General features: G+C 70.4%; 24 protein-coding genes and 1 tRNA gene. 14 read left to right on the forward strand and 11 right to left on the reverse strand.

What is annotated here, in order from left to right; all coding sequences use genetic code 11:
• Positions 1 to 3: 3 nt before the first annotated feature.
• Together AC0IY0_RS21535 and AC0IY0_RS21540 are read right to left on the reverse strand one after the other, a co-directional pair.
• Positions 4 to 1191, reverse strand: a complete 1188-nt coding sequence (locus tag AC0IY0_RS21535; RefSeq protein WP_471765437.1) for an FAD-binding protein — start codon at positions 1189 to 1191, stop codon at positions 4 to 6.
• Between the two features lie 122 nt (positions 1192 to 1313).
• Positions 1314 to 2756, reverse strand: a complete 1443-nt coding sequence (locus AC0IY0_RS21540) for a lipopolysaccharide biosynthesis protein (protein ID WP_147906475.1) — start codon at positions 2754 to 2756, stop codon at positions 1314 to 1316.
• Between the two features lie 429 nt (positions 2757 to 3185).
• On the opposite strand from AC0IY0_RS21540, the gene AC0IY0_RS21545 reads away from it, so the two are divergent.
• Entirely contained in the window at positions 3186 to 4895 is a 1710-nt protein-coding gene (locus AC0IY0_RS21545; protein WP_471765439.1) for a methyl-accepting chemotaxis protein, read from the forward strand.
• 124 nt (positions 4896 to 5019) lie between these two features.
• Here AC0IY0_RS21545 and AC0IY0_RS21550 read toward each other — a convergent pair whose 3' ends face one another.
• A complete protein-coding gene (locus tag AC0IY0_RS21550; protein ID WP_471765467.1) occupies positions 5020 to 5520 on the reverse strand; it encodes a GNAT family N-acetyltransferase in 501 nt (166 codons plus the stop codon).
• Between the two features lie 848 nt (positions 5521 to 6368).
• On the opposite strand from AC0IY0_RS21550, the gene AC0IY0_RS21555 reads away from it, so the two are divergent.
• Together AC0IY0_RS21555 and AC0IY0_RS21560 are read left to right on the forward strand one after the other, a co-directional pair.
• Positions 6369 to 7535, forward strand: a complete 1167-nt coding sequence (locus AC0IY0_RS21555; protein ID WP_471765441.1) for a type III PLP-dependent enzyme — start codon at positions 6369 to 6371, stop codon at positions 7533 to 7535.
• Positions 7536 to 7664: 129 nt separating this feature from the next.
• Positions 7665 to 8216, forward strand: coding sequence for a GNAT family N-acetyltransferase (locus AC0IY0_RS21560; protein WP_471765443.1), 552 nt, complete (start codon positions 7665 to 7667; stop codon positions 8214 to 8216).
• Positions 8217 to 8251: 35 nt separating this feature from the next.
• On the opposite strand, the gene AC0IY0_RS21565 is transcribed toward AC0IY0_RS21560, so the two are convergent.
• The gene (locus AC0IY0_RS21565; RefSeq protein WP_147906471.1) at positions 8252 to 8821 is read right to left on the reverse strand and encodes a PAS domain-containing protein; all 570 of its coding nucleotides are present in this window, start codon (positions 8819 to 8821) and stop codon (positions 8252 to 8254) included.
• Between the two features lie 271 nt (positions 8822 to 9092).
• On the opposite strand from AC0IY0_RS21565, the gene dgcN reads away from it, so the two are divergent.
• Positions 9093 to 10106 (forward strand): N-acetyltransferase DgcN, encoded by a 1014-nt coding sequence (gene dgcN, locus AC0IY0_RS21570; RefSeq protein WP_147906470.1) that lies wholly within the window; start codon positions 9093 to 9095, stop codon positions 10104 to 10106.
• Position 10107: 1 nt separating this feature from the next.
• A complete protein-coding gene (gene dgcA, locus AC0IY0_RS21575; RefSeq protein ID WP_471765445.1) occupies positions 10108 to 11091 on the forward strand; it encodes an N-acetyl-D-Glu racemase DgcA in 984 nt (327 codons plus the stop codon).
• Positions 11092 to 11216: 125 nt separating this feature from the next.
• On the opposite strand, the gene AC0IY0_RS21580 is transcribed toward dgcA, so the two are convergent.
• On the reverse strand, positions 11217 to 11555 hold the full coding sequence (locus tag AC0IY0_RS21580; protein WP_471765447.1) for a DUF1491 family protein: 339 nt from the start codon (positions 11553 to 11555) through the stop codon (positions 11217 to 11219).
• Between the two features lie 277 nt (positions 11556 to 11832).
• Between AC0IY0_RS21580 and AC0IY0_RS21585 the strand changes: the two genes are divergently transcribed.
• Positions 11833 to 12123 carry a hypothetical protein gene (locus AC0IY0_RS21585; RefSeq protein WP_471765449.1) on the forward strand — a complete coding sequence of 97 codons (291 nt, stop codon included), beginning with the start codon at positions 11833 to 11835 and terminating at the stop codon, positions 12121 to 12123.
• Between the two features lie 77 nt (positions 12124 to 12200).
• Here the strand turns inward: AC0IY0_RS21585 and AC0IY0_RS21590 are convergent, their stop codons facing one another.
• Complete coding sequence (locus tag AC0IY0_RS21590; protein ID WP_471765451.1) at positions 12201 to 12899, reverse strand: peptidoglycan-binding domain-containing protein; 699 nt, start codon at positions 12897 to 12899, stop codon at positions 12201 to 12203.
• 27 nt (positions 12900 to 12926) lie between these two features.
• Positions 12927 to 14804, reverse strand: coding sequence for a sensor histidine kinase (locus AC0IY0_RS21595; protein WP_147906466.1), 1878 nt, complete (start codon positions 14802 to 14804; stop codon positions 12927 to 12929).
• 272 nt (positions 14805 to 15076) lie between these two features.
• On the opposite strand from AC0IY0_RS21595, the gene AC0IY0_RS21600 reads away from it, so the two are divergent.
• On the forward strand, positions 15077 to 15397 hold the full coding sequence (locus tag AC0IY0_RS21600; protein WP_461230131.1) for a hypothetical protein: 321 nt from the start codon (positions 15077 to 15079) through the stop codon (positions 15395 to 15397).
• A 50-nt stretch (positions 15398 to 15447) separates the two neighbouring features.
• Here AC0IY0_RS21600 and AC0IY0_RS21605 read toward each other — a convergent pair whose 3' ends face one another.
• The 3 genes from AC0IY0_RS21605 to AC0IY0_RS21615 all read right to left on the reverse strand — a co-directional run bounded on the left by AC0IY0_RS21605 (position 15448) and on the right by AC0IY0_RS21615 (position 17694).
• A complete protein-coding gene (locus AC0IY0_RS21605) occupies positions 15448 to 16578 on the reverse strand; it encodes a hypothetical protein (protein ID WP_471765454.1) in 1131 nt (376 codons plus the stop codon).
• Positions 16579 to 16804: 226 nt separating this feature from the next.
• Positions 16805 to 17161 (reverse strand): hypothetical protein, encoded by a 357-nt coding sequence (locus AC0IY0_RS21610; protein ID WP_147906463.1) that lies wholly within the window; start codon positions 17159 to 17161, stop codon positions 16805 to 16807.
• A gap of 71 nt (positions 17162 to 17232) precedes the next feature.
• Positions 17233 to 17694 carry a GNAT family N-acetyltransferase gene (locus tag AC0IY0_RS21615; protein ID WP_471765456.1) on the reverse strand — a complete coding sequence of 154 codons (462 nt, stop codon included), beginning with the start codon at positions 17692 to 17694 and terminating at the stop codon, positions 17233 to 17235.
• A gap of 326 nt (positions 17695 to 18020) precedes the next feature.
• On the opposite strand from AC0IY0_RS21615, the gene AC0IY0_RS21620 reads away from it, so the two are divergent.
• On the forward strand, positions 18021 to 18206 hold the full coding sequence (locus tag AC0IY0_RS21620) for a hypothetical protein (RefSeq protein WP_147940367.1): 186 nt from the start codon (positions 18021 to 18023) through the stop codon (positions 18204 to 18206).
• A 137-nt stretch (positions 18207 to 18343) separates the two neighbouring features.
• Here the strand turns inward: AC0IY0_RS21620 and AC0IY0_RS21625 are convergent, their stop codons facing one another.
• Entirely contained in the window at positions 18344 to 18847 is a 504-nt protein-coding gene (locus AC0IY0_RS21625) for a Ros/MucR family transcriptional regulator (protein ID WP_147855615.1), read from the reverse strand.
• A gap of 381 nt (positions 18848 to 19228) precedes the next feature.
• Here AC0IY0_RS21625 and AC0IY0_RS21630 point away from each other — a divergent pair, with 381 nt between their 5' ends.
• The 6 genes from AC0IY0_RS21630 to AC0IY0_RS21655 all read left to right on the forward strand — a co-directional run.
• Entirely contained in the window at positions 19229 to 19639 is a 411-nt protein-coding gene (locus tag AC0IY0_RS21630) for a PaaI family thioesterase (protein WP_147855614.1), read from the forward strand.
• Positions 19640 to 19710: 71 nt separating this feature from the next.
• A complete protein-coding gene (gene hemF, locus AC0IY0_RS21635; protein WP_471765459.1) occupies positions 19711 to 20643 on the forward strand; it encodes an oxygen-dependent coproporphyrinogen oxidase in 933 nt (310 codons plus the stop codon).
• A gap of 10 nt (positions 20644 to 20653) precedes the next feature.
• Complete coding sequence (locus AC0IY0_RS21640; RefSeq protein ID WP_147906460.1) at positions 20654 to 21772, forward strand: ATP-dependent DNA helicase; 1119 nt, start codon at positions 20654 to 20656, stop codon at positions 21770 to 21772.
• A 72-nt stretch (positions 21773 to 21844) separates the two neighbouring features.
• A tRNA-Ser gene (locus tag AC0IY0_RS21645) sits at positions 21845 to 21934 on the forward strand.
• 101 nt (positions 21935 to 22035) lie between these two features.
• On the forward strand, positions 22036 to 23337 hold the full coding sequence (locus tag AC0IY0_RS21650; RefSeq protein WP_471765461.1) for a DUF6538 domain-containing protein: 1302 nt from the start codon (positions 22036 to 22038) through the stop codon (positions 23335 to 23337).
• Between the two features lie 430 nt (positions 23338 to 23767).
• A partial coding sequence (locus AC0IY0_RS21655; protein ID WP_471765469.1) for a transposase family protein occupies positions 23768 to 24024 on the forward strand: 257 nt, incomplete at its 3' end.

Below are 24024 nucleotides of genomic sequence, written 5' to 3' on the forward strand. Positions count from 1 at the left end.
GACTCACACGCCCGCGTACATCCGGCCCGGGTTCAGCACCCCGGCGGGATCGTGCGCCGTCTTGATCCCGGCGGTGATCCGCATCAGCGGCTCCGCCAGGGGCTGGAACACCGGCACGGCGGCCCGGACCGCATCGGGGGCGCGCACCAGCGTCGCATGGCCGCCCTGGGCCCGCACGGCCGCGCGCACGACGGCGGCGCCGGCATCGCCGGCCGATTCCGTGGCGAGCCAGATCAGGCCGCCGCCCCAATCGTAGAACCAGCGTGCCGCGCGCTCGGCCGCGATCGCCGCCACCAGGGCCGGGCCCTGACTGGGCGCGGTCGAGATCCGCCACAGGGCGGCCTCCCGGGGCTCGGCGAGCGGGGCGGCATCCCGCACCGCCTGCCACAGGGCGGTGCCGGCCTCGCCCTCCACCAGCTCGGGCGTTCCGAAGCGCTTGAGCAGGCGGCGCAACTCGCCGGTCCGGTAGTCGATCGACTCCGCGAATCCTTCGAGGCGCATCAGCGTCCGCGCCGCCGAGGCGCCGATCCCGGCCGGCAGGTGCGCCGCGCCGGTGAGCTCGAACGGCGAGCCGAGGGCCGCCGCCAGGGCCGCGACCGCGCGGGCATCGTCCAGGCCGGGAAACACCAGGGTGGCGACGCGCTCGCAGGCCGGCAGCACCTTGAAGGTGACTTCGGTGAGCAGCCCGAGCGTGCCGTGGGCGCCGGCCATCAGCTTCACTAGGTCGAGCCCGGTGACGTTCTTCATCACCCGGCCGCCCGACTTGATCGCCTCGCCACGCCCGTTGACGAAGCGCACGCCGATCAGGCTGTCGCGGGCCGCCCCGGCATTGATCCGGCGGGGGCCGGCATTGTTGGTCGCGGCGACCGCGCCCAGGGTCGGCTCACCGCCGGTGCCGTAGAGAGTGCGAAAGTCCATCGGCTCGAACGGCAGCATCTGGCCCCGGGAGGCCAGCAGCGCCTCGACCTCCGCGAGCGGTGTGCCCGCGCGCGCCGACACCACCATCTCGGCGGGCTCATAGAGCGTGACGCCGTCGAGCTTCCGGGCCGAGAGCGTCGCATTGTCCTGCGCCGGGCGGCCGAGCCCCGACGCGGTGCCGCCACCGGCGAGCCGCAGGCGCTCGCCGCGCCCGGCGGCCGCGCGCACGATGTCCTTTGCTTCCGCCTCGCTGCCGGGCTCGTAGCCGCCCATCGTCTCCGCCCCGGTTCTTTTTGGACTCGTTCCAGGCCCGGTTTCGCCGGAACGCGCGGCGGATTCAAGCGGAGGTGGCGTCGCGGGCTTGGCGAAGCGTGGACGTTGAGCATCGGGGGCGGCTACTCCGCCGCGATCGTCCGGTCCGGGCGCAGGCGCGACGCGACCTGCCGGCGCAGGCCGGCGATGTCGAAGATCCAGACCAGCGCCCCGTACAGGACCGCCCCGGCCGGGACCAGAACCGCCAGGGCGGCGGCGGGCGGCAGGTGCCGGAACGGCGCGAGCGCCAGGCCCATCGCCCCGCAGGCGAGGGTCGCCGCACCGATCTGGCCCCAGGGCAGCACGATCCGCTCCGGGCCGGTCAGCGCCCGCCAGCCGAGCCAGAGCGCGGCGGCGGCGAGGCCCAGCGTCTGGGCCAGGGCGACGCCCATCCCGCCCATCCGGTCGGGCAGGAGCAGGAGGCCGGCCCCGTTGACCGCGAGCCCGACCAGGGCCGCCGCGATCACCGGAAAGGTCCGGCGGCGGATCTGGAAGACCGGGTTGAGGGCGTAGAACATCATCGCCAGGCAGAACAGGCCGGGCATCAGCGCGACGCTGTAGCTCTCGAACGGGCCGCGATAGGCATCGGGCACCACCAGCCCCTGGAGCGCCGGCAGCACCGCCCAGAAGCCGACCGCGCAGGGTGCCAGCAGGGCGAACACGGTTCCGGCATTCTCGGCCACCTGCGCCTCGGCCGCCGCGCGGCCGTGCTGCTCCTCGGCCTGCACGGCGAACTGGAACAGCAGCAAGTCCAGCGCGGTGCCCAGCGTCATCAGCGAGCGGGAGGTCACGTCGGCGGCGAGCGCGAAGTAGCCGGCCTCGGCGAAGCCCGCATGGCCGGCGATCGCGCCTCGGTTCACGAAGGCGAGGCATTGGTAGGCGGTGTTGGCGGCGATCAGCGGCAGGCCGTAGCGGGCGAAGACCCGCCAGGTCGCGGTCAGGCGCGGCCGCTCGAACGCACTCCGCGGGTCGCGCAGCGGGTGGCGCAGCAGGACCACGGCGACGAACTGGCTGAGCCCCGCCGCCGCCAGCACCCAGGCCGGTTGTGGCAGCCACCAGGCGGCCGCCGCCATCAGGATGAAGGCCAAGACGTTCTTGACCGCCACGAGACCGAGATAGAGCTTCCCGTCGAACCGCGCCCGCGCCAGGGCCGCGTGGTAGTCGAACACCCCGATGCCGAGCGCGGCCAGGGCGGTGCCGCACAGGACCGCCTCCCGCCCGCTCGCGCCGCCGCCGAAGCCGAACGCCCCGCACAGGGCGGCGGCGCAGAGCAGCACCAGGCCGATGCGCAGGTAGGCCCGGTCGAGCCCATGGCGGATCCAGGGCTCGTCCACCCGCACGCGCCCCGAGTAGAACCGCGTCGCCGACAGCCGCAGCCACTCGAACAGCACCGTGTTGAGCACGATCGCCCCGGTGGTCGCCAGCGCGAACCGACCGAAATCGGCGGGCCCGAGCAGCTGTGCGATCAGCAGCCCGAGGACGAAGTTGAGCCCCGCATTGATCACGAAGGCGGCGATCACGGCCATGGACGGCGCCTCATGCGCGGCGAGGTTTCATAAGGTGCCCCAGGGCTTAGGGTCGGACCCGTAAGACTCTCCTAACAGGGCGGGAACAGGGCGAGGGGCCGCGTGCAGGCCGCAAGCCGCCGCTCGCCTGCCGCGCAGTTTCGACGCGGGCGCGCCATCTCGGAGGCGCGATATACAAAATACGGCAAACAGCAGCTCGATCGTCGATTGATGGTCGAATGACCGAGCTGTAAATAATCTCAAATCCATCAGAGTAGAGAATTAAATTAAGCCATTTTGCGGGCAGTAAGCCGTATAAATGACTCAAATGTTGACATCAATTCGAGCCTGTGAAATTGACTTGCGAGAAATTGGCAGTCATATGGATATTTATAACCGATGTTTGAGATAGATACGAGACATTCGATATCTTTTCGCGTCGGTATATTGGTGACCGTGCTGATCGCATTGTCGATCGCAAGCATTTCCGGCCTGATGCTGACGGAGATGCGTGGCGAACTTCGGGATCGCGCCCAGCTGGCACTCGACAGCAATCTTCGCCTGCTTCGCCAAGCCCTCATCGACGAGGGCGGGGCGGGGGCGGCCTTCGCGATCACGACCGGACAGCTGGTGATCGGGCGCCACGCGATTGCCGCCGACGATCCAGCGGTCGATCGTGTCCGCGACATTCTCGGAGGGACCGCCACCGTGTTCCTCGGCGATACGCGGATCGCCACCAATGTGATGGCGCCGGACGGCCGGCGCGCGATCGGAACGCATCTCGCCGCCGGGGCCGCCCGTGACACGGTCCTGCGTGACGGCCGGGGCTTTCGCGGCGAGGTGGATATTCTCGGCACAGCCTATCTCACCCGGTACGAGCCCATTCAGGACGCCGGCGGCCAGACGATCGGCATCCTCTACGTCGGCGTGAAGAAGGCGGACTTCCTGGCGACCCTGGATGCGTTGTTGCAGCACGCCGTGCTCGTCGGTGTCGCGATCACCCTGGTCAGCGTCGCCCTTCTTTGGGGCGTCCTGAACCGTGCGATGGTGCCGCTCAGAAGACTGACCCATGTCCTCATCGATCTCGGCCGTGGGGATCTCGACCGCGACATCCCCGCCACCCAGCGTCGGGACGAGGTCGGCGCCATGGCGCGCGCCGTGCAGATCCTGCAGATGGACGCTCAGGCGCGCCAGCGTCTCGAACGGGAGGCCGAGATGGCCGCTGTCGAGAAAGCCAGAACCCTGGATCAGCTCGAGGACACGCTCAGCGGCTTCCAGGGTGCCATGCAGGATGTGGTCACGACCGTTGCCCGCAACACCCGCGAGATGGGCGACATGGCGGAGGCGCTGACGGCGATTTCGACACAGACGGCCCGCGAGGCGGATAGCGCGTCGACGATCTCGACCGACACCGCCGCGCATGTCTCGGCCGTATCCGCCGCCACACAGGAATTGTCGGGGTCGATCCAGGAGATCGCGCAGCAGATCGACCGGATGTCGCAAACGGTCCGTCAGGGGAGCGTCACCGCCGGAGAAACGGCCGGGCAAGTGCGGGACCTTGCCGCGACGGGCGAGCGTATCGGACTGGTCGTGGCCTCGGTGCAGGCGATCGCCGAACAGACGAACCTGCTCGCGCTCAACGCCACCATCGAGGCGGCCCGCGCCGGCGAGGCGGGGAAGGGGTTCGCCGTGGTGGCTGCCGAGGTGAAGACGCTCGCGGCCCAGACGGCGAAGGCCACGCAGGACATCGTCGCGCACGTCGCCGAGATCCAAGACGGTACGCGCCGTGCGGTGGTCGCCAACGATCAGGTCTCAGATGTCATGGCCGTCATCTTGGACTCGGCCGCCAGCGTGGCTTTGGCGATTGGGCAACAGGATGCCGCGACACATGAGATCGCCCGCAACGTCCGGAAGGCCGTGGACGGGGCAAGCCAGCTCTCCGGAAGCATCTCGGGCGTTCGCTCGGTCGCCGGCGAAACCGCGGGCGCGGCCGGCGGCGCCCTCGAGGTCGCGCGCGCGATGCGGTCGCAATCGGTACAGATCGATTCTCAGGTCCGCGCCTTCTTGCTGGCGCTGCGGCAGGGGCCGATGGATCGTAGCCAGCGGACGGGCTTGAATGGCTCCGGCCCCGAGCGGGACGCATCGCGCGCCGTCGCTTGACGCATACGGGTCGCGGGTCGGTCTGCGGCGCCAAGCCAGGGTCGCCGCGGCGCTCGAGCGGGCGTCCATCTCGATCGCCGGGTCGAACGCAAACCCAGGCCTGCGCCCGTCGTCGACCGGCTCCCTACAGCCCGCGCTCGTAGCGCCAGGCCTCCATCCCGTCCTCGTAATAGGCGGGCTGCACGGCGAAGCGGGTGTAGCCCCGGCGCTGGTACAGACGGATGCCGGCGCCGTTGTCCGCGCGGACCTCGAGGCGCAGGCGGTCGCAGCCATGGGTGCGGGCCTGGGCCTCCGCGGCGTCGAGGAGCTTGCCGCCGAGCCCGAGGCCGCCGCGGTTGGGCGCCACCGCGATCGAGGCGAGGCGGGCGATCCGGCTCCCGCGTCGCCGCTCCAGCACCGCCGCGCCGACCAGGACCGGATCGCCATCCCCCTCCGGCCCCGCGATCAGCGCCGCCAGGACGTCCATGCTCGGGGACAGGATCGCGTGGCGGATCGCCCGGCGCTCGGCCCGGTCGGTGGCGAAGGCGGCGTGTTCCAGGGCGACGAGGGCGTCGAGGTCGGCGAGCCCGGCCGTGCGGATCTCCGGCTCCGGGAGCCCGTCTCCGCTAGGATTGCGCGCGTTCATGCACAGGGGGGCGTTCACGGGGGCGTTCACGGGGGCGCTCACGCCTGGGCCGTCGTGCCGGCGCCGAAGCCGGTTCGGTCCGTGCGGATGGATGATGAGGACGCCGCGCCGGAGCCGGGCGCGATGGCGAGACGATCCGGCACCGCTCTCGATCTGTTCGGCCCGGCCATCACACGCTCGACTAAGGACATCGCTCCGGCGGTCAGATGCCCGCTTCCGGACCGCTTGGGAAGCCCGCGCGACCCGGCCGCTGGTCCAGGATGCGGCGTTTTTGCAACGGCGGCGGCCGTGGGCGGATCGCGCGGGGGAATACGGCTCGATCGAGCCCGAAACCCCTTGTTGTCGGGGGCCGTTCTCCGTATATGCGCGGTGCCCAATTTCGCACGTGCCTGTGGCCGCGTGCCGGTTGGTGGGCATCCGGTCAACTGCCGGACAGCCGCCAGGGGTCTTAAAGGATCGATGGTCGCAAGGGTGGATCCCTACGGCCGGCATCCAGGTGGCAACACCGGACCCCGACAACAACCGGCAGCCGGAGGCGAAACCGGCGAACCCCGCTCTCCACGGGGGACGCAGCTTAAAGCAACGACGAACGGGCTTTTTTGGTCTCGTCGGCCCTCCAAAGGCCGGCACCGAAGAGGCTTGTTTCTCTTTGCCCGGCGTGCGGTGGGGGTCCTCCCTTCCAATCCACGGCAGCTTCCGGGTGCTCTGCGCCCGCATGGATCGACGCGTCTCCAAAGCGCGTGGGTCCGCGCGACGCATCGCCCCCTGACGCCGACGGCCCGTTGGGCCGTCACATCGACAGCGCGCCCGCAAGTCGGGCGCTCGCGAACCCGTGCCGGGAGACGACCATGACCGATCGCATCCGTGATTTCCTGCGCGTGCGCCGTGACCTCGGTCAGGACGAGGGACCCGTGATGGTCCTCGACCTCGATGTCGTGCGCGACAACTACACCGCCTTCGCGCGCTCCCTGCCGGACACCCGCGTGTTCTACGCCGTGAAGGCCAATCCGGCCCCCGAGGTGCTGCGCCTGCTCGCCGAGATGGGCTCCTGCTTCGATACCGCCTCGGTGGCCGAGATGGAGATGGCGCTGGCCGCCGGCGCCACCCCGGACCGGATCTCCTTCGGCAACACCATCAAGAAGGAGCGCTGCATCGGCCGTGCGCTCAAGCTCGGCATCCGCCTGTTCGCGGTGGATTGCCAGGCCGAGGTCGACAAGATCGCCCGGGCCGCCGAGACCGTGGAGGTCGCGGCCTCCGACGTGCGCGTGTTCTGCCGCATCCTGTGCGACGGCGCCGGCGCCGACTGGCCGCTGTCGCGCAAGTTCGGCTGCGTGCCCGAGATGGCGACCGACGTGCTCGAGCACGCCCACCGGCACGGTCTGGAGGCCTACGGCATCTCGTTCCACGTCGGCTCGCAGCAGGGCAACACCGAGGCCTGGGACGGCGCGCTGGGCTCCGCGGCGGCGATCTTCCGCGAATGCGCCGAGCGCGGCATCGGCCTGTCGATGGTCAACCTCGGCGGCGGTTTCCCGACCAAGTACCTCAAGGCGGTGCCGGGCGTGGAGAGCTACGGCGAGGCGATCTTCCGCGGCCTCACCAAGCATTTCGGCAACCAGATCCCGGAGACGATCATCGAGCCAGGCCGCGGCATGGTCGGCAATGCCGGCCTGATCGAGGCGGAAGTCGTGCTGGTGTCGAAGAAGTCCGCCGATCCCGACGAGGTGCGCTGGGTCTATCTCGACATCGGCAAGTTCGGCGGGCTCGCCGAGACCATGGACGAGTCGATCCGCTACCCGATCCGCACCACCCGGGACGGGGACCGGACCGAGCCGTGTGTCATCGCCGGCCCGACCTGCGATTCGGTGGACGTGCTCTACGAGCGGCAGCTCTACCCGCTGCCGGTCTCGCTCTCGATCGGCGACAAGGTCCTGATCGAGGGCACCGGCGCCTACACCACGACCTACGCGGCGGTGGCCTTCAACGGCTTCCCGCCCCTCCAGCAGATCGTCATCTGATTTTTTTCGGATCGTTCCGGTGGCCCACGGCCGCCGGACGTCGATCTCGAAAGCCGCAGGGATGGAGGGCGCTCGGCCCGCCATCCAAAAATAGCTTCTCCCGCTTGTCGGCCCGGGGAGGGCGTTGCCATGATCGAGATCCGCGCAGAGCACCTGCACGACGTCCCGGCGCGCGAGCGCCTGCTGGACGCCTGTTTTGCCGGCAATCGACGCGCCCGGACCTCGGAGCGCCTGCGCGAGGGACGGCGTCCCGCCCGCGGCCTCGCCTTCGCGGCGACCCGGGCCGGCCGCCTCGTCGGCACCCTGCGGTTGTGGCACGTCGAGGCCGGCCTCGCGCGCCCGGCGCTGCTGCTGGGGCCGCTCGCGGTCGATCCGGCGATCCAGGGCCAGGGGCTCGGCTCGGTGATGATGCAGGCCGCCCTCGGGCGGGCGGAATCGCTGGGTCACGGCGCGGTGCTGCTCGTCGGCGACGCGCCCTACTACGCGCGCTTCGGCTTCGACCAGGCGCTTACCGAAGGGCTGACCCTGCCGGGTCCGTTCGAGCGCGCGCGCTTCCTCGGACTAGAACTCCGCAAGGGGGGGCTCGCGGGCGCCGCGGGCATGGTCCGGCCAACGGGCGTCATCGCCCCGGTCGAGCCCGTGGCGGACGAGGCGGTGGTTGCGCGACGACGCGCCGCCTGATGGCCGCGGCCGGTCCGGGTGAGCCCGGGCCGGCCTCAGTGAACCGTTTCGCCGTCCCCGACGCCGGATGCGTCGGGCGAGACCGCCATCAGCCGCGCGATCTCCTGCGCGACCCGGAACAGGGCCTCCTGCAGGGGCGCCAGCGCGGCCTTGCCGCCATCCTCTTCGATCAGGCCGTGCGCGATCAGCAGATGGTCGGCTACGAGATCGAGGGTCGAGACCGGAGCCGTGGAGGGACTCGGCGGCGGCGGGACGAAGCGCCCGAGGCCGCCCTGCGCCTGCAGGGCCTCGCTGCCGGGGGTGATCTCGGTGATCGAGCCCAGGAATCCCAGAAAGGTTCGACCGGGCGGCCCGTAGGAAGGCACCGCCCCGGCCATCGCCCAGATCGACGCGCCGCCCTCGCTGGACAGGCGGAACTGGACGGTGAACTCGGCCTGCGCCTCCGCGGCCTCCTTGATGACCGCCCGCAGCACTGCGCCGTCCTCGCTGTGGAGCCGCTCGAACCAGCCCTGCCCGACGGCGTCGCGGCTGGCCTGCCCGGTAAGGCCATGCCATTCGGAGCTGACATACGTCAGGGCGCCTGTAGCGTCGGTCATGAAGATCATCGGATGACCTCCGGATGCGGAAGGCGGCTCGACGGATAGAATCCGCCCATCGCGAGCGGGACTCCCTCGGCAATCGTGCGCGGATGCCGCCCGTTCCGGCGCGCGGGCCGAAAGGACGGAGCGGCCTGGGAAATCCACCGCTGCCCGGACATGCCGGCGATGCGCCGGACAGGGGCGGCGTCCACCGCCCTGGCCGCCATCGTGCATTGCGCCGGGCGGCCACGATCCCGCATAGACGGACCGCCGGCTTCCCCAGAAGGCTTTTCGACCGATGCAGATCGCCACGCCCTATCTGATGTTCCTGGGTGACGTGCCCGACACGCTGGCGGCCAAGACCGCCTACGGCATCAAGGATTGGCGCCCGGAATGGTGCGTCGGCCAGATGCGTCTCCCCGGCTGCGCGGCCGATCTGGGGATCCCCGACATGACCCTGCCGGAGGCCCTGGCCAAGGGCTGCCGGACCCTGGTGATCGGCGTGGTCAACGCCGGCGGCACGCTGCCGGACCATTGGATCAAGGAGATCGTGGCGGCGATCGAGGCCGGTCTCGACGTGGCGAGCGGCCTGCATGTCAAGCTCGGTGCGGTCCCGGCGATCGCGGAGGCCGCCGCCCGGCGCGGCCGCCAGCTCCACGACGTCCGCCACACCGATGAGCGCTTCCCCACCGGCAAGGGCACCAAGCGCGCGGGCCGGCGCCTGCTCACCGTCGGCACCGACTGCTCGGTCGGCAAGAAGTACACCGTGCTGGCCTTGGAGCGCGGCATGCGCGAGCGCGGCCTCGACGCGGATTTCTGCGCCACCGGACAGACCGGCGTGTTTATCTCCGGCCGGGGCGTCGCCATCGACGCGGTGGTGGCCGACTTCATCTCCGGTGCGGTCGAGACGATCTCGCCGGAGGCCGCCCCGAATCACTGGGACCTGCTGGAAGGGCAGGGTTCGCTGTTCCACCCGTCCTTCGCGGGGGTCAGCCTGGGCCTCCTGCACGGTGCGCAGGCCGACGCCTTCGTGGTCTGCCATGAGCCGACCCGCACCACGATGCGGGGCGTGAAACACCCGTTGCCGACCCTCCAGCAGGTGATCGACCTCACCGTGCAGCTCGGCAGCCTGACCAACCCGGCGATCCGCCCGGTGGGCATTGCCGTGAACACGCAGGCGCTCAGCGAGGGCGAGGCCAAGGCGCTTCTCGACAAACTCGCCGCCGAGCACGGCCTGCCCGCCACCGACCCGGTGCGCTTCGGCGTCGCCGGGCTGGTCGACCGGATCGTCGCCGACTTCCCGGAGGTCTGACATGGCCCGCCGCCTGACCCTCTCCGTCGAGCGCTTCCCGATCGCCGGCGCGTTCACGATCTCCCGGGGCAGCCGCACCGAGATCGCCGTGGTGGTGGCGACCATCACGGACGCGAACGGGATCGGGCGCGGCGAGTGCGTGCCTTATCCGCGCTACGGCGAAAGCGTCGAGAGCGTCGTCGCGCTAATCGAGGGGCAGGCGGAGGCGATCGCCGCCGGGATCGGCCGAGACGAGCTGACCGCACGGATGAAGGCGGGGGCGGCGCGCAACGCCCTCGACTCGGCCCTGTTCGACCTGGAGGCCAAGCTCCAGGGCCGCCGGGCCTGGGAGATCGCCGGGCTGCCGGCGCCGCAGCCGGCCGTCACCGCCTACACGCTGAGCCTCGGCACGCCCGAGAGCATGGGCGAGGCCGCCCGCACGGCGTCCCACCGGCCGCTGCTCAAGGTGAAGCTCGGCGGCGTCGGCGACCCCGAGCGCATTGCAGCGGTGCGGGCGGGCGCCCCGCAAGCCCGGCTGATCGTCGACGCCAACGAGGCGTGGCGGCCGGAGACCGTCGAGGCCAACCTCGCGGCCTGCCTGGCGGCGGGCGTCGCGCTGATCGAGCAGCCCCTGCCGGCCGACGCCGACGCGTTGCTCGCCGAGATCCCGCACCCGGTCCCGGTCTGCGCCGACGAGAGCCTGCACGACCGCGCCGGCCTCGACGGGCTGGCCGGCCGCTACGACGCGATCAACATCAAGCTCGACAAGACCGGCGGCCTGACCGAGGCGGTGCTGCTCGCCCGCGAGGCCCGGGCCCGGGGCCTGTCCGTGATGGTCGGCTGCATGCTCGGCACCTCGCTCGGCATGGCGCCCGCCACGCTGCTGGCGTCCCAGGCCGACTTCGTCGACCTCGACGGCCCCCTGCTGCTCGCCCGCGACCGCGCCCCGCCGCTGCACTACGACGGCAGCATCGTGCATCCGCCGGAGCCGGAATTGTGGGGGTAGGGGAAGCGACAGGATCGGGGTGATGGCTCACCGCCCCGCCCTGAATCCGGTGGCGGTATTGAGCTGAATAACACGATTATCATTCACATTATTATTGGCGATCTCCCGGGCTGAGAGCGTCTAAACTACTCCGCCAATTCCAAAACATGCCGTCCCTGTCGATCGTCGATCTCGACGATCCAGAGATCGGAATCGAACCGGATCTCCTTGGTCAGCCGCTCCTCCACGTCGAGCGGCGTGCCGCCCGTGACGAGCGCGGTGAAGCGGCGGTCGCCGCTGTCCTCAGCCTCGAACAGGGCCTGGGGGGCAGGGCCGTAGAGGTCGGCGGTGCCGTCGAGGCGGTCGACCTTGACGAAGATCGCGCCGGCCTCCGGAGAGCCGCGCCGCCGCTGGACCGCCGGGATGCCCTCGATGCCGAGGCGGCGCAGGTGGGCCGAGACCCAGAAATCGGAGCGCAGGCGCATGCGTGTCGGGCCTCCCGGACGAGCGCCCGGGATGCGCGAAAGCGGCCGCTTGAGCAACCGTGGATCGGACCGCTCGCATCGCGCCAGACCCGGCCTTCGCCCGACCGGATGCACAACGATCAAGTCGGCCGAGTAATCCGAGAAAATAATCCGTCAAGATCGGGATTAAAATAAGATCAATCGATGTGTTATTGCGCACATAATCACCGAATTCTGATGATTAACTGAGCATAAGCCGCTCAGATTTGCAGGAGACGGCGCGGAAAGGAGCATCTACATGCCGAGATTCGCTTGGATTGCTGCACTTATCCTGTCCTTCGCCTGCGCGGTCAGCGCACCGGCCGACGTCAAGGCGGAAACGCTGATGGATCTGCTGGGCAACCGCGAGTCGAGGTCCTGCCCGCGCTATCAGCGGACCGCGAGCGACCCCTGCAACATCCTGGTCCATCGGTCCGGGGGAAATCCGACCCAGGACATGACCGGGTCGATCGGCCATGCGAAGTCCTGGCAGGGTAATGGCGGCCCGCGCTGCAAGACGATCTGCCGCTTCACCGGCACGCAATACTGAGTGCGCCAAGCCGGCGGATCCGGGCCTCGCCCGGTTCTCGCCGGCTCCTATAGGCCCTCGCCGCGCCGGCGAGCGCCTCAACCCTGTCCGGCGTGGGACAGCAATGCGCGCAGGGTCCGGCCCGCGGCCTCGCCGGTCACCGGCAGCTTGGCGCCGCGCTCGAACTTTTCGATCGCCGCCCGGGTGCCCGGCCCCATCGCACCGTCCGGCTTGACCGGATAGCCGAGCTTCGACAGCGCCTTCTGCGCGCGCAACACCGGATCGGCGTCCTTTTCGGATTTGGCCGTCTTCGGGGCCTCTTTGGCGGTCTCCTTCGGTGCCGGCTTCGCGGCAGACCGGGTCGGGACGGCCCTGGGCGTCACCGAGGCGGTCGTCTCGTCGGAGCGGATCAACTCGGCGATCGGGTCGCGGACGGCCTGCTTGGCCGCGGTGCGTTCGGGTTGCACCGGCTCCTTGGCGACATCCCGGATCGCCTCCTTCGGGGCCGCCGCCGCCTCGCGCGGGGCAGGGACCTTCTGAGCCGCGACCTTAGGCAGGATCGGCGCCGGATGGCGGCCGGATTGATGGCCGAGGGCGTTGAAGCAGATGAAGCCGGCCGCCCCCACGGCCACGAGGCTGCTGACCACCGTGCCGGGGCTGTTCCGGCACGAGGCGCCCGTGGCCTTCATGGCCCCCACGAGCACGCCGCGCCAGTCGCTCGGGGCGGCGCGCCGCTGGACGGGACGGCGGGCGGAGCGTGCCTCGCCCGGGACGGTGATCTCGCGGTAGCCTGACATCGTGTCTCCTTCTCGCGGATCGCTGGCTCAGCCGGCGCGGCGCAGGGCCGGCTCCGACGCGGCGCCGGGTTCCGCGTCGAACAGGCCGAGCGGCAGGCGCACCACCGCCCGGCGCGGGGCGGCCGCGCCGCGCACGGCCGTGCGGATCGGGGCGGGGCCGGCGGCGGCCGCGGGATCCCGGCAGACGAAAGGCAGCGTCACGGTGACGGCGGTCCCGGCACTCGGGGCGCTCTCGATCAGCATCGCGCCGCCGTGCAGGCCGACGAGGCCCTGCACCACCGAGAGGCCGAGGCCGGTTCCCTCGTGCTGGCGCTTGTAGCCGCCGCTGCCGGCCTGGAAGAACGGCGTGCCGAGCTTGGGCAAGTCGCCCTCGCCGACGCCGACGCCGGTATCGGCGACGACGATCTCCAGGCCATCCGGGCCACGGCGCAGGGACAGGTCGACCCGTCCGCCCCGCGGGGTGAACTTCACCGCGTTCGAGATCAGGTTGATCAGCACCTGTCGGCACGCGCTGGGATCGGCCGTGATCTCGATCGGGCCCGGCACGGAGGCCGCCAGCGTGACCCCTGCGGTCTCGGCCTTGAGACGCATCAGGTCGCAGCAGGTCTGCACCAGCGCAGCGGCATCGAACGTCTCCGGCGCGTAGTCGAAGTTGCCGCTCTGGATCCGGCTCATGTCGAGGAGCGTGTTGACGACGCCGAGGAGGTGGTGGCCGGAGGAGCCGATGATCCCGGCATATTCCCGGGCCTGGTCCGGGCTGAGGCTGACCGCGCCTTCACCGGCAAGCACTTCCGAGAAGCCGATGATCGCGTTGAGCGGCGTGCGCAGCTCGTGCGTGACGTTGGCCAGGAACCGCCCCTTGATCGCGTCGGCGCGCTCGGCCTCGGCGCGGGCGCGCTCCAGCTCCTCGGCGTGGCGGTGATGCTCGGTCATGTCGCGGGTCACCGCCACCACCGTCATGGCCGTGTCGTGGGGGCCGTGCGCGATCCGGTGAGCGCGCATCTCGGCATGGATCAGGCGGGCGCCGTCGGGCCGGCCGGCGGCGGGCTCGACGTGGAGGCGCAGCGGCAGCGTGGCCGGGCGCCCGCTGGCGGCGACGTCGCTCACCGCCTTGAGGAAGGCGGGACGGTCGGCGACGTGGACCCGCTCCAGCAGGCCGTGGCCGCGCAGCTGCGCCGCGTCGCTGCCGACCATCCGGCTCGCCGAGACCGACGCCTCGAGCACGCGGCCGTTGCGGTCGTGCCAGGTCACGAGGTCGTCGATCGCCGACAACAGCAACCGGTCGCGGGCCTCGTTGTCGCGCAGCCGCTCGCGCCAGGTGCCCTCGTTGCGCATGTGCTCCAGGGCCTGGGCGGCGACGTGGCCGATCGCGGTGATCGCGAAGACCGGAAGGGCGACGCTGGCGGAGATGTCCACCAGCGGGACGGCGCCGCCCCAGGAGCCCAGGAAGACCACCCCCAGGACGCCGAGGACGGCCAGGAATGCCGCGGCGGCGGTGGCCCGCATCGAGCCGGACACCAGGGCCTCCAGCGGGATCGCCACCAGCCAGACCGCTGCCGGGGATGTGGCTCCGCCGGTGAGGCCCGCGAGGCAGACCACCAGACCGGTCAGGCCGGCCGACGAAATCGCGTGCGCCATCCAGAGGCACCCGGTGCGGGCGAGCAGCACGGCGGCCAGCACCGGCAGCAGCAGGCTGGCGATCGCCACCACCTCGATGCCCGACGGCACCCCGCGCCAGAGCAGGTAAGGCGGCAGCGCCGCCATCATCACCACGCCGGTGGCGAGGCGAGACACCAGGAAGCGCTCATGCCGGAACCGAACGCTCGCATCGTCCGCCACGGATTCGTGGACGAGCCCCGCGAGACGGTCGTCGAGCAGAGAAGTCAGGGCTTTTTTAACAGGCAAGGCTCACACGCGCCGCGGTGAATGCCAATCGACATTCCCCGCGCCTCCGGCTCGACTTCAAAACGACTACCGGACAGTCGCAGGGGCGGCTTAAACGAGTGTTGCGCGACTTGGCCGAATGCGCGGGATGCTTTCCGTAAGGTAACCAGAATTCTACGCGCGGGCTTCGTTCACCATGGCGCGTGAAAACCGAACCGGTTGAGGCGGAGTTCACGAAACCGGACGGATTTTCGCGTTCGATAGCGCGCGACATCCGCCACGGAGCCCGCCCGATGACTTTCCTGCTGCGCGCCGCGCTGGTGATCGGCGCGCTCTCGTACTGCGCCCTGCTGCGCACCGGCGCGGATCCGGCCGCGGATACCCGCAAGCTCACGGGCGCGGCCGCCGCGAACGCTCGGAATGCGGTTCCGGCCGCCCTCGACGCAATCCCTGCGGAGACCCGGGACCGGGCGGTGCGTGCGGTGCTGGCCCGGGGCCTGATGGCGGAGCTGAGCCGACGCGCCGGCGTTGACGAGCCCGAGCCGGCCTCGAACGACACGCTGGAAGCCTCCGACCGGCAGCCCGCCTGGCGGGGCCCGTCGGATCCGCACTGATATCGGGTTTCCAAAGGGCCGAGCCCTTCTGAATCCCTGACCGCGATGGCTCAGCCGGCCTCGCCGCCGGTCGCCCGGAAGGCACGCATCGGCAGGGGCGGGCGCTGTGCCCCGGCGCGCTCGGGGCCCTGGCGCAGCGTTGCCTCCGGGCCGTGCAGCGGCTGGTGGGCTTCACTGCGTCCGCGCTCGGCCAGCGGCGTATCGAGGATCGCCGCGATCAGGTCGCGGGAGGCCGGCCGGCTCACGGTCCGGAACAGGCGCACCAGGCCGGAGACACGCTCGGCCGAGCGCGCGACGCCCTGGTTGAGGGTGAGGAAGATGAAGACCGCCTCCTCCTCGTGCAGGCCGGCGGCGCGCAACCCGAGCGTCAGCAAGTCGTAGCGTGCCCCGGGATCGGTGACGACGGCGAGGAAGTCGTGGGCAATTCCGAGGCTGTCGGCCAGGGCCGCGATGAAGCGCGGGACGTCCTGGGCCGCCGAGAGGCCGGTCAGGGTCTCGCCCAGGCCGCGCGGCGGCGGCGGGCAGGGGCGCAGGGCGGCGGTCGCCTCGACGGTCCGGCCGATCACCTCGCGGCGAATCGGATCGGCGTGCAGGTAGAGCGGCACGAGGTCGGCGGCCGAGACATCCGGCCGGGCCAGGAGCCGGTGCGCGAGGTCGGCGACGCCGCGGCCGCGGCTCACGAGGCGGGCGAGCGCCGCACCGCGCAGGATGATGCCGACATTGGCGGCGAGCGCCACGTCGATCTCGAGGCGGTCCTCGCGGGACAGTCCGTCGACCGCCTCGCGGCTCAGCCCAACCCGGGTGGCGATGCGGGCGGCGATGTCGGATCCGTCGGCGAGGGCGGCCTCGATCAGGCTGTGGCTCAGGACCGGGGCGAGCGTCACCACCGTGTCGCGGACGGCGCCGCCGCGGAGGGCGAGCGCCTCCAGGACGGTGGGTGGCGTCTCGGGGAAGGGGGCGAGCTTGCGGGCGACGACCTCGGCGGTCTCGTCGTCCACCGTGGGGATCAGGCCGCAGGCGAGGGATTCGAAAATCTCGATCTCGGCCCGGTCCCGTCCGGGTGCCCGAACGAACAAGTCGGTCTGCACGCGGAGGATCACCGGCTTGAGATCGAGATTCTCGATCCGTGCCAATTCGAGGAGCCCGGACAGGTCCGGCGGAGCGTCGACGGATGGGGGCATGAGGATCGGTTTACGCAAGACTGCAGTAAGCTCACGCTAACCGCATCGACGTGAATCGACCTTTAAGCCGCCTCCAGCGGTGCCGTGTCGTCCTGCATCATCCCGGGACACCGCGGGGTCCGGCCCGGAGCGCTCGCCGCCGGCGTAGATGCCGGTTCGGCCTCAGCGAGCGCGTCGGATCTAGGACGGAGAGCCGTTCCGGATCGCAACGCGATCGGGAACGGGCCTAATGCGTCAGCCAGAGGGACACCGTCAGCACCACCGCGATCGCCACGATGGCGCCCGCGAAGGCCGGGGTGATCCAGGGCGTGCGCGTCTGCATGATCCCGGCCGCCGCCTTCTCGGAGGGCGCGCGCTCGTTCTGCCGCGCCAGGCGGACTTCCTGGGAGGTCGGCGGTGCGCCTCCGGCCTCCTCGCAGGTGCCGAGCGGGGCGGCGCCGACATCGACATGGGGAATCTTGTCGCCGGTTCGCCCGCTGTCGATATCGCCCTTGAGCTGCGCCGAGGTCGGGTTATTCGAATCTGGCGGCGGATCGGCCTGAAGGTTTCCGGGTGACGGCGGGGTTTCGGATCTCAGCAGCATCGGTGGAACTCCAGTATCTCCGGGTCAACGCCCGATATCCGCTGCCGGCTGCGCCCATGGTGTCGCGGATCTCAAGTCTCGCCGGATCCGCGCTTCAGCAAGGGCCGCGCGAGGCTGTGCCCGTCGGCGACGAACCCGGCGGCCTCGCAGAAGGCGCGCAGGTCGTCCTGGCCGGGCCCGACGCTCAGGACCAGCCGGTCGCAGCCGGCCTGGCGCGCCGCCCGCCCGGCCGCCTTCAGGAGCACTCGGCCGATGCCCCGGCGCCGGGACTCCGCCCCGACGATCAGGGTGGTGATCAGGCTCGTCGCCCTGGGCGCCTCCAGGGTGCGGACGGGACTGAGCGCGATCAGGCCGCTCGGCGGGCCCCATTCCACCGCCACCAGGGCCGTGCCGCCGCCGCCCTGGAGCGCGTCGAGCCGGACCGTCAGATCCGCCGCGCCGACCGCGACACCGGCCGCACCCAGGAGTTCGGCGAGACCCGGAGCGTCGGACCCTGCGGCGGCGCGGATCTCCAACCCGTAGCGATTGCCCAATCCACGCTCCCGTCCCGTGTTGCCGGGCGGTCAACGCGAGCCTTCGCGATCGGTCCCATCCGGTGCATCTCAGATCCGGCGCCAGCCGGGTCGGGCCGGCTCGCCGCCGTCACGATACGGTGTGCGTTCCGCCCGGTCTGCGGAGCGGCCGACCCCGGGCAGGCCGGTGAGCCGCGGGGTCGAGATCCGGTCCGCCGCCGCGCGGGCACGCCTCGAACGGGATCACGCAGAGCCTGTCCGTCACCGGACGCGCAGTGGTGGGTTCGGAACGGGTGTGTCGTTGGGGGCTTTGCACCCCAGCCGAACGGGCCATGGGAGTGCGCAGCATGTCGAGCCGGATGCCGGACCGAACCAAGGACGGGCAGGGCGGTGATGCGCCGGACGCGGATGGGCTGTCGACGGCGCCCGGCCGTCAGCCAGAGGCCGACAAGCCTGAGAAGAGCGAGGCCGAGAAAGCCGAGACGGAGCGCGCCGCGGGGGATGTGGCCGACGATCTCGCCGACTTCGCCTGATCGGTTTCCACGGTGCGCGGGGCGGCCCCCGGAACGCAGATATGGTTCGGGCGGCGCACGGGATGTGCGCCGCCCGAACCATCAGTCGGATCGAGGCTCCGGGATCGGGGCCGCCCGAGACCGGGCGACCGGCTGGATCAGGCGGTTTCCTTGGCCTTGCGCGGACGGCTCGCCTTCTTCGGCTTCTCGGCCGGCTCCTCCTCGGGCTCCTGCACGGGCGCCGCGGACTTGCGGCGCTGCTGGCCGAGGCCGAGGCTGCGGGCGAGCTCGGAACGCTGCGCCGAGTAGCTGGCGGCCGTCGAGGGGTAGTCCCGCGGCAGGCCGAAGCGCTCGCGATACTGCTCGATGGTCAGGCCGTTGCGCGACAGGTGACGCTTCAGCGTCTTGTAGGGCTTGCCGTCGATGAACGAGATCAGCGCGTCCGGGGTCACCGACTTGCGGATCTGGGCCGGCGTGGGCTTGTCGGCCGTCTCGGTGACGGCAGCCGCCGGAGCGGAGAGCTTTGCCAGAGCCGCGTGAACGCCGGCCAGGAGCGCGGGCAATTCGCTGATCGGGACGGAATTGTTCGAGACATACGCGGACACGATGTCCGAGGCCTGCTCGATAAAGGTCTGCTGCTGATCTGTGGCGATGTCGTCCATCGATGACTCCCTCTATCCGACGGTGGGGCACGGTTCTATCGTCTGTGCAACAAAATCAAGTCGTCGTCGAGAGTTTCCTTACATAATGCGTCGGCCATGAACACGCATATTACTCAAGCCGTCGGTGCAGCTGAAATCGTCGGCCGAGCAACGCGACAGCGGCGAGCCGCACTTGAACGAGATCCGGTCCTTGCGGTCTGCAGGCGTTACGCCTTTGGGACGCGTCGATTCCGCGGCTTCGTCTGAGAAAATCGTTGCCCGGTCTCGCAACAAACCGGAAACACGTCGCACGCGGCGGGATCCGGGGCGTGAGCGGGTCACGGGATTGTATACTGTCGGCCCGATGACGATGTCGGCGGAATCAGATCTGGGGATGGCGGCGTGGATCAACCATCGGAGCAGGGCACGGTCTTCGGCGCCCACATCCCGTTCGTGGACCATTGCGGGATCGAGGCCCTGGACGTGCGGGAGGGCCGCACCCGGCTGCGCCTCGTCCTGCGGCCCGAGCACGCCAACAACCTCGGCATCGCCCATGGCGGCGTGATCTGCACGCTGCTCGATGTCGCCCTCGGGACCGCCGCCCGCCTGAAGGCCGGGCGGCCCGTGGTGACCCTGGACATGCAGACCCGGTTCCTCGCACCGGGGCGCGGAACCCTGATCGCGGAGGGGCGCGTCACCCGGGCCGGGCGCTCGGTGACCTTCTGCGAGGCCGAGATCCGCGACGCGCAGGGCGAGCTGGTGGCAAGCGCCACCGGCCTGCTCAAGCCCGTGGGCGAGGGCGCCCCGCGCTGACGCCGGTTCCGGTTCGGCGAATTGACGCCCACCGATTGACGCCCAATCGGCGCAGTGGGAAAGCCTACCGCATGACCATGCCGGACGCCGCCCGCGCAGCCCTGACTGCCCCCCTGTCCGAGGCCGACGTGACGGCCATGAAATCCGAGGCCGCGGCTTGGTTCGCGACCCTGCGCGACCACATCCTGGCGGCCTTCGAGGCCCTGGAGGCCGAGGCCGATGGGCCGTTCCATCCGGATGCCCCCACGGGACCCGGCACCTTCGAGAAGACGCCCTGGAGCCGCACCGACCATACCGGTCGGCCCGGCGGCGGCGGCGTCATGGCGATGCTCAAGGGCCGGGTGTTCGAGAAGGCCGGCGTCCACATCTCCACGGTTCACGGCGAGTTCGCCCCGGAATTCCGTGCCCAGATGCCCGGGGCCGCCGAGGATCCGCGCTTCTTCGCCACCGGCATCTCGCTGATCGCGCATCCATGGAACCCGCATGTGCCGACGGTGCACATGAACACCCGCTTCGTGGTGACCACGAAGGCGTGGTTCGGCGGCGGCGCCGACCTCACGCCCGTTCTGGTGCGGCGGCGCAGCCAGGACGATCCTGACAGCCGGCATTTCCACGCCTGCCTGGAGCGCGCCTGCGCGGCCCACGGCATCGACCATGCGGCCTACAAGGCTTGGTGCGACGAATACTTCCATCTCAAGCACCGCAACGAGCCCCGCGGCATCGGCGGTATCTTCTATGACTATCGCTGGACTGGAGATCCGCAGGCGGATCTGGCCTTCACCCGCGACGTGGGGCGCGCCTTCCTTGAGGCGTATCCGAAAATCGTGCGCGACAACGTCCACACCGCCTGGACCGAGGCTGATCGCGAGGAGCAGCAGGTCCGGCGCGGGCGCTACGTCGAGTTCAACCTGCTCTACGACCGGGGCACGATCTTCGGGCTGAAGACCGGCGGCAACGTCGCCTCGATCCTGTCGTCCCTGCCGCCCACCGTGCGCTGGCCATGAGGGTGTTCCGTTGAGCGCCGGGTTGCCGGCGGCTTTCGCGCCCCAGCAGGATGCGGCGCTGAAGGCCATCGCCGCCTGGCGGAAGGCCGGCGGAAGCCAGGTGTTCCGGCTGTTCGGCTATGCCGGCACCGGCAAGACCACGCTCGCCCGCCGGATCGCCGAGGATGTCGACGGCACCGTGGTCTACGGCGCCTTCACCGGCAAGGCGGCCTCGGTGATGCGCCAGAAGGGCTGCTACGACGCCGCCACGATCCACTCGCTGATCTACCGCACCAAGGAGGCGGAGGAGGGCGGCCCCACCTTCACGCTGAACCGGTCCGGCCCGGCCGCGAAGGCCGACCTGATCATCATCGACGAGTGCTCGATGGTCGATTCCGACCTCGGCAACGACCTGCTGTCCTTCGACCGGCCGGTGCTGGTGCTGGGCGACCCGGCGCAACTGCCCCCCGTGCGCGGCGGCGGCTTCTTCACGGAGGCCGAGCCCGACGTGATGCTCACCGAGGTGCACCGGCAGGCCAAGGACGACCCGATCGTCCGTATGGCCATGACCGTGCGCGAGGGCGGGCGGCTGGAACTCGGGACCTACGGGCAGAGCCGGATCGTCTCCCGGCGCACGCTGGACCCGGCCGAGGTGCTGGAATGCGACCAAGTCCTGGTCGGCCTCAACAAGACCCGCCGCCTCTACAACAACCGGCTCCGGGAACTCGCCGGCCACACCGACCCGATGCCGGCGGTGGGCGAGAAGCTGGTCTGCCTGCGCAACGACCGGGTGAAGGGCCTGCTCAACGGCTCGACCTGGACAGTGCAGGCCCTGCGCGCCCCGCCGCGCCCGGACCTGATCCGCCTCGACGTCGTGCCCGAGGACGACCCGGCGCTGCGCCGCCGCGCCACCGACATCAAGGTGCTGCGCGCGATGATCTCGGGCACGGACGAGGAGATCCCGCTGTTCCTGCGTCGCGAGACCGACGAGTTCACCTACGGCTACGCGCTGACCGTCCACAAGGCGCAGGGTTCGCAATGGGACCGGGTGACCTTGTTCGACGAATCCTACGCCTTCCGCGAGCACCGTGCCCGCTGGCTCTACACCGGCCTCACCCGGGCCGCGCAGGCGATCACGATCGTGGTCTGACCGGCCCACGCCGCAGCTTGTGAAGCCCGACCCCGCGTGCTACGCACCGCCCGTCTCATTGAGGCACCTCGCGGAGAGGTGGCAGAGCGGTTGAATGCACCGCACTCGAAATGCGGCATGCCTGCAAGGGCATCGGGGGTTCGAATCCCCCCCTCTCCGCCACTATCCATTCCAAGCCATTGAAATCAAAGAATCGTAGGCATTTCAGATGCTTGCGGCCGTCGCGGTGGTACACAAAGGTGGTACACACGATGGTTCTGGCGATGGCCCGTCCGTGGCGTCACCCGAAGACCGGCATGTACTGGTACCGGCGACGCGTCCCGAAGGAACTGCAGTTCCTTCTCGGAAGGAACGAGGAACGGAAGACCCTCGGGACGAAGGAACCGGCGCTCGCCAGGACCCGCTATCTCGAGAAGGCGGCCGAAGTCGAGGCGCGCTGGTCCCGCCTGCGCTCCGGCGAGGCGGCTCTCGAGTCGGGCCCGATCGCGGCCGAGACGACGTTCCGCCGTCGAGACGCCGAAGCTCCCGTTGCCCAATCCCCCGTGGGATGGCCCGGACGCTCCATCGCGTTTCGTTCGGAGCCCGTCGTCGGCTTGGCGCCGATCCCGGAGGAGGTGGAACCCCACCGCCCGACCGTGCCCTGGCGTCCCGTCTTCGAGGCCTATGCGGCGGAAGCCAAGCTCGCGCCCTCGACCATCAAGCGCTGGACCGGCGTGCTTGTCGCGCTCGAAGGCGCGATGGAGACGGACGATCTCGGCAAGATCACCCGTCGCGATCTCATCGCCTGGAAATCCGCTCTCCTGGCCTCCGGCCGGGACCCGCGCACCGTGCGCGACGCCTACGTCGCAGCGGTCAAGGCATTGATGAACTGGGCGGTCGCCAACGGACACCTGTGCGCAAACCCTGCCGCTGGCGTCGTCGTTCTGGCTCCGGAAAAGCCCCGAACACGGGATCGGGAGTTCACGGATGCGGAGGCCGAAACGATCCTGCGGGCTGCGCTCGGACCGCACGGCGCCCGCCTATCCCGGGAAAAGGCGGCCGCCCGCCGCTGGATCCCATGGCTCTGCGCCTATGGTGGAGCTCGTGTGAACGAGATGACCCAGTTGCGTGGGGAGGACATCCGCCTGGAGAAGGGCATCTGGATCGTCCGGGTCACGCCGGAGGCGGGACGCGTGAAGACGAGCCGCTGGCGCGACGTTCCGTTGCACCTCGACCTGGTCGCCCAGGGATTTCCTGAATTCGTCCGTGCCCATGGAAACGGTCCGCTCTTCTACGACCCGGAGCGTGGGCGTGGCGGCTCCGACGCGCACCCGATCTACAAGAAGGTTGGCGAACGCCTCGCGTCTTGGGTGCGGTCCCTCGGCGTGGACGATCCGGGGGTCGATCCCAATCACGGCTGGCGGCATCGGTTCAAGACGATCGGACGCCGAGCCGGCATCGATCCGGCCATCCTCGATGCGATCCAGGGTCATGCGACCCGGACCGAGGGCGAGCGGTACGGCAGGTTCCCCACGGAAACTCTCTTCGACGCGATCGGCCGCATGCCGGCCTATGACTTGGGCTGAAACCGAGACCGGCGTCGCGGATGTCGGCCTCTTCCGGAACACCTGTTCATCCGGGACGCCTCCCGTGGCAGCTCGCGGGCGACCTGGAGCAGGGAGCGGCCCGCGGCTGACACCGTTCGTCGGCCGGGTCGGTCGCTGAAGTCGGTCGGCCATGCCGCGCCTTCGAGAGGTGTGGCATGCTTCCCCCGACGGGCGGCGATGCGGCGCCATTCTTCGCGACCCGTTCGAAGCCGCTCGACGCGAGAGCCGTCCAGGCGGATCGCACTCGTCGTCCCCGAAGGTACAAGGTGTCCGATCAGACGGGGTCCAAATGAAGCTGTCAAACAGCGTTGAACCTTGGTTCTTCCGCACTTTCGGTGCTGAGCGGTGGTTTGGACGTTGATTCGCATGTTGGCCCGAGGGCAGTGCGATGTTGATCTCGAACCCGTCGTTGCCGTCGGTCCCGGACGGCCTGCACGTCGATGGTCTGACGCTGGACACGTCCGGGTTGCTGATCACCGCCCGAACCACGGCAGCCCAAGCCTGCTGTCGGGTCTGCGGGCGGGCGTCAGTGCGGGTGCACAGCAGGTATTGGCGGACGTTCGACGACCTGCCCTGGCAGGACCGGTCAGTGACGTGGCGGGTGCAGGTTCGCCGCTTCCGCTGCGGCCATTGCCCGGGGCGGATCTTTGCCGAACGCGTGCCAGG

The organism is Methylobacterium sp. AC315 (genome assembly GCF_979253755.1).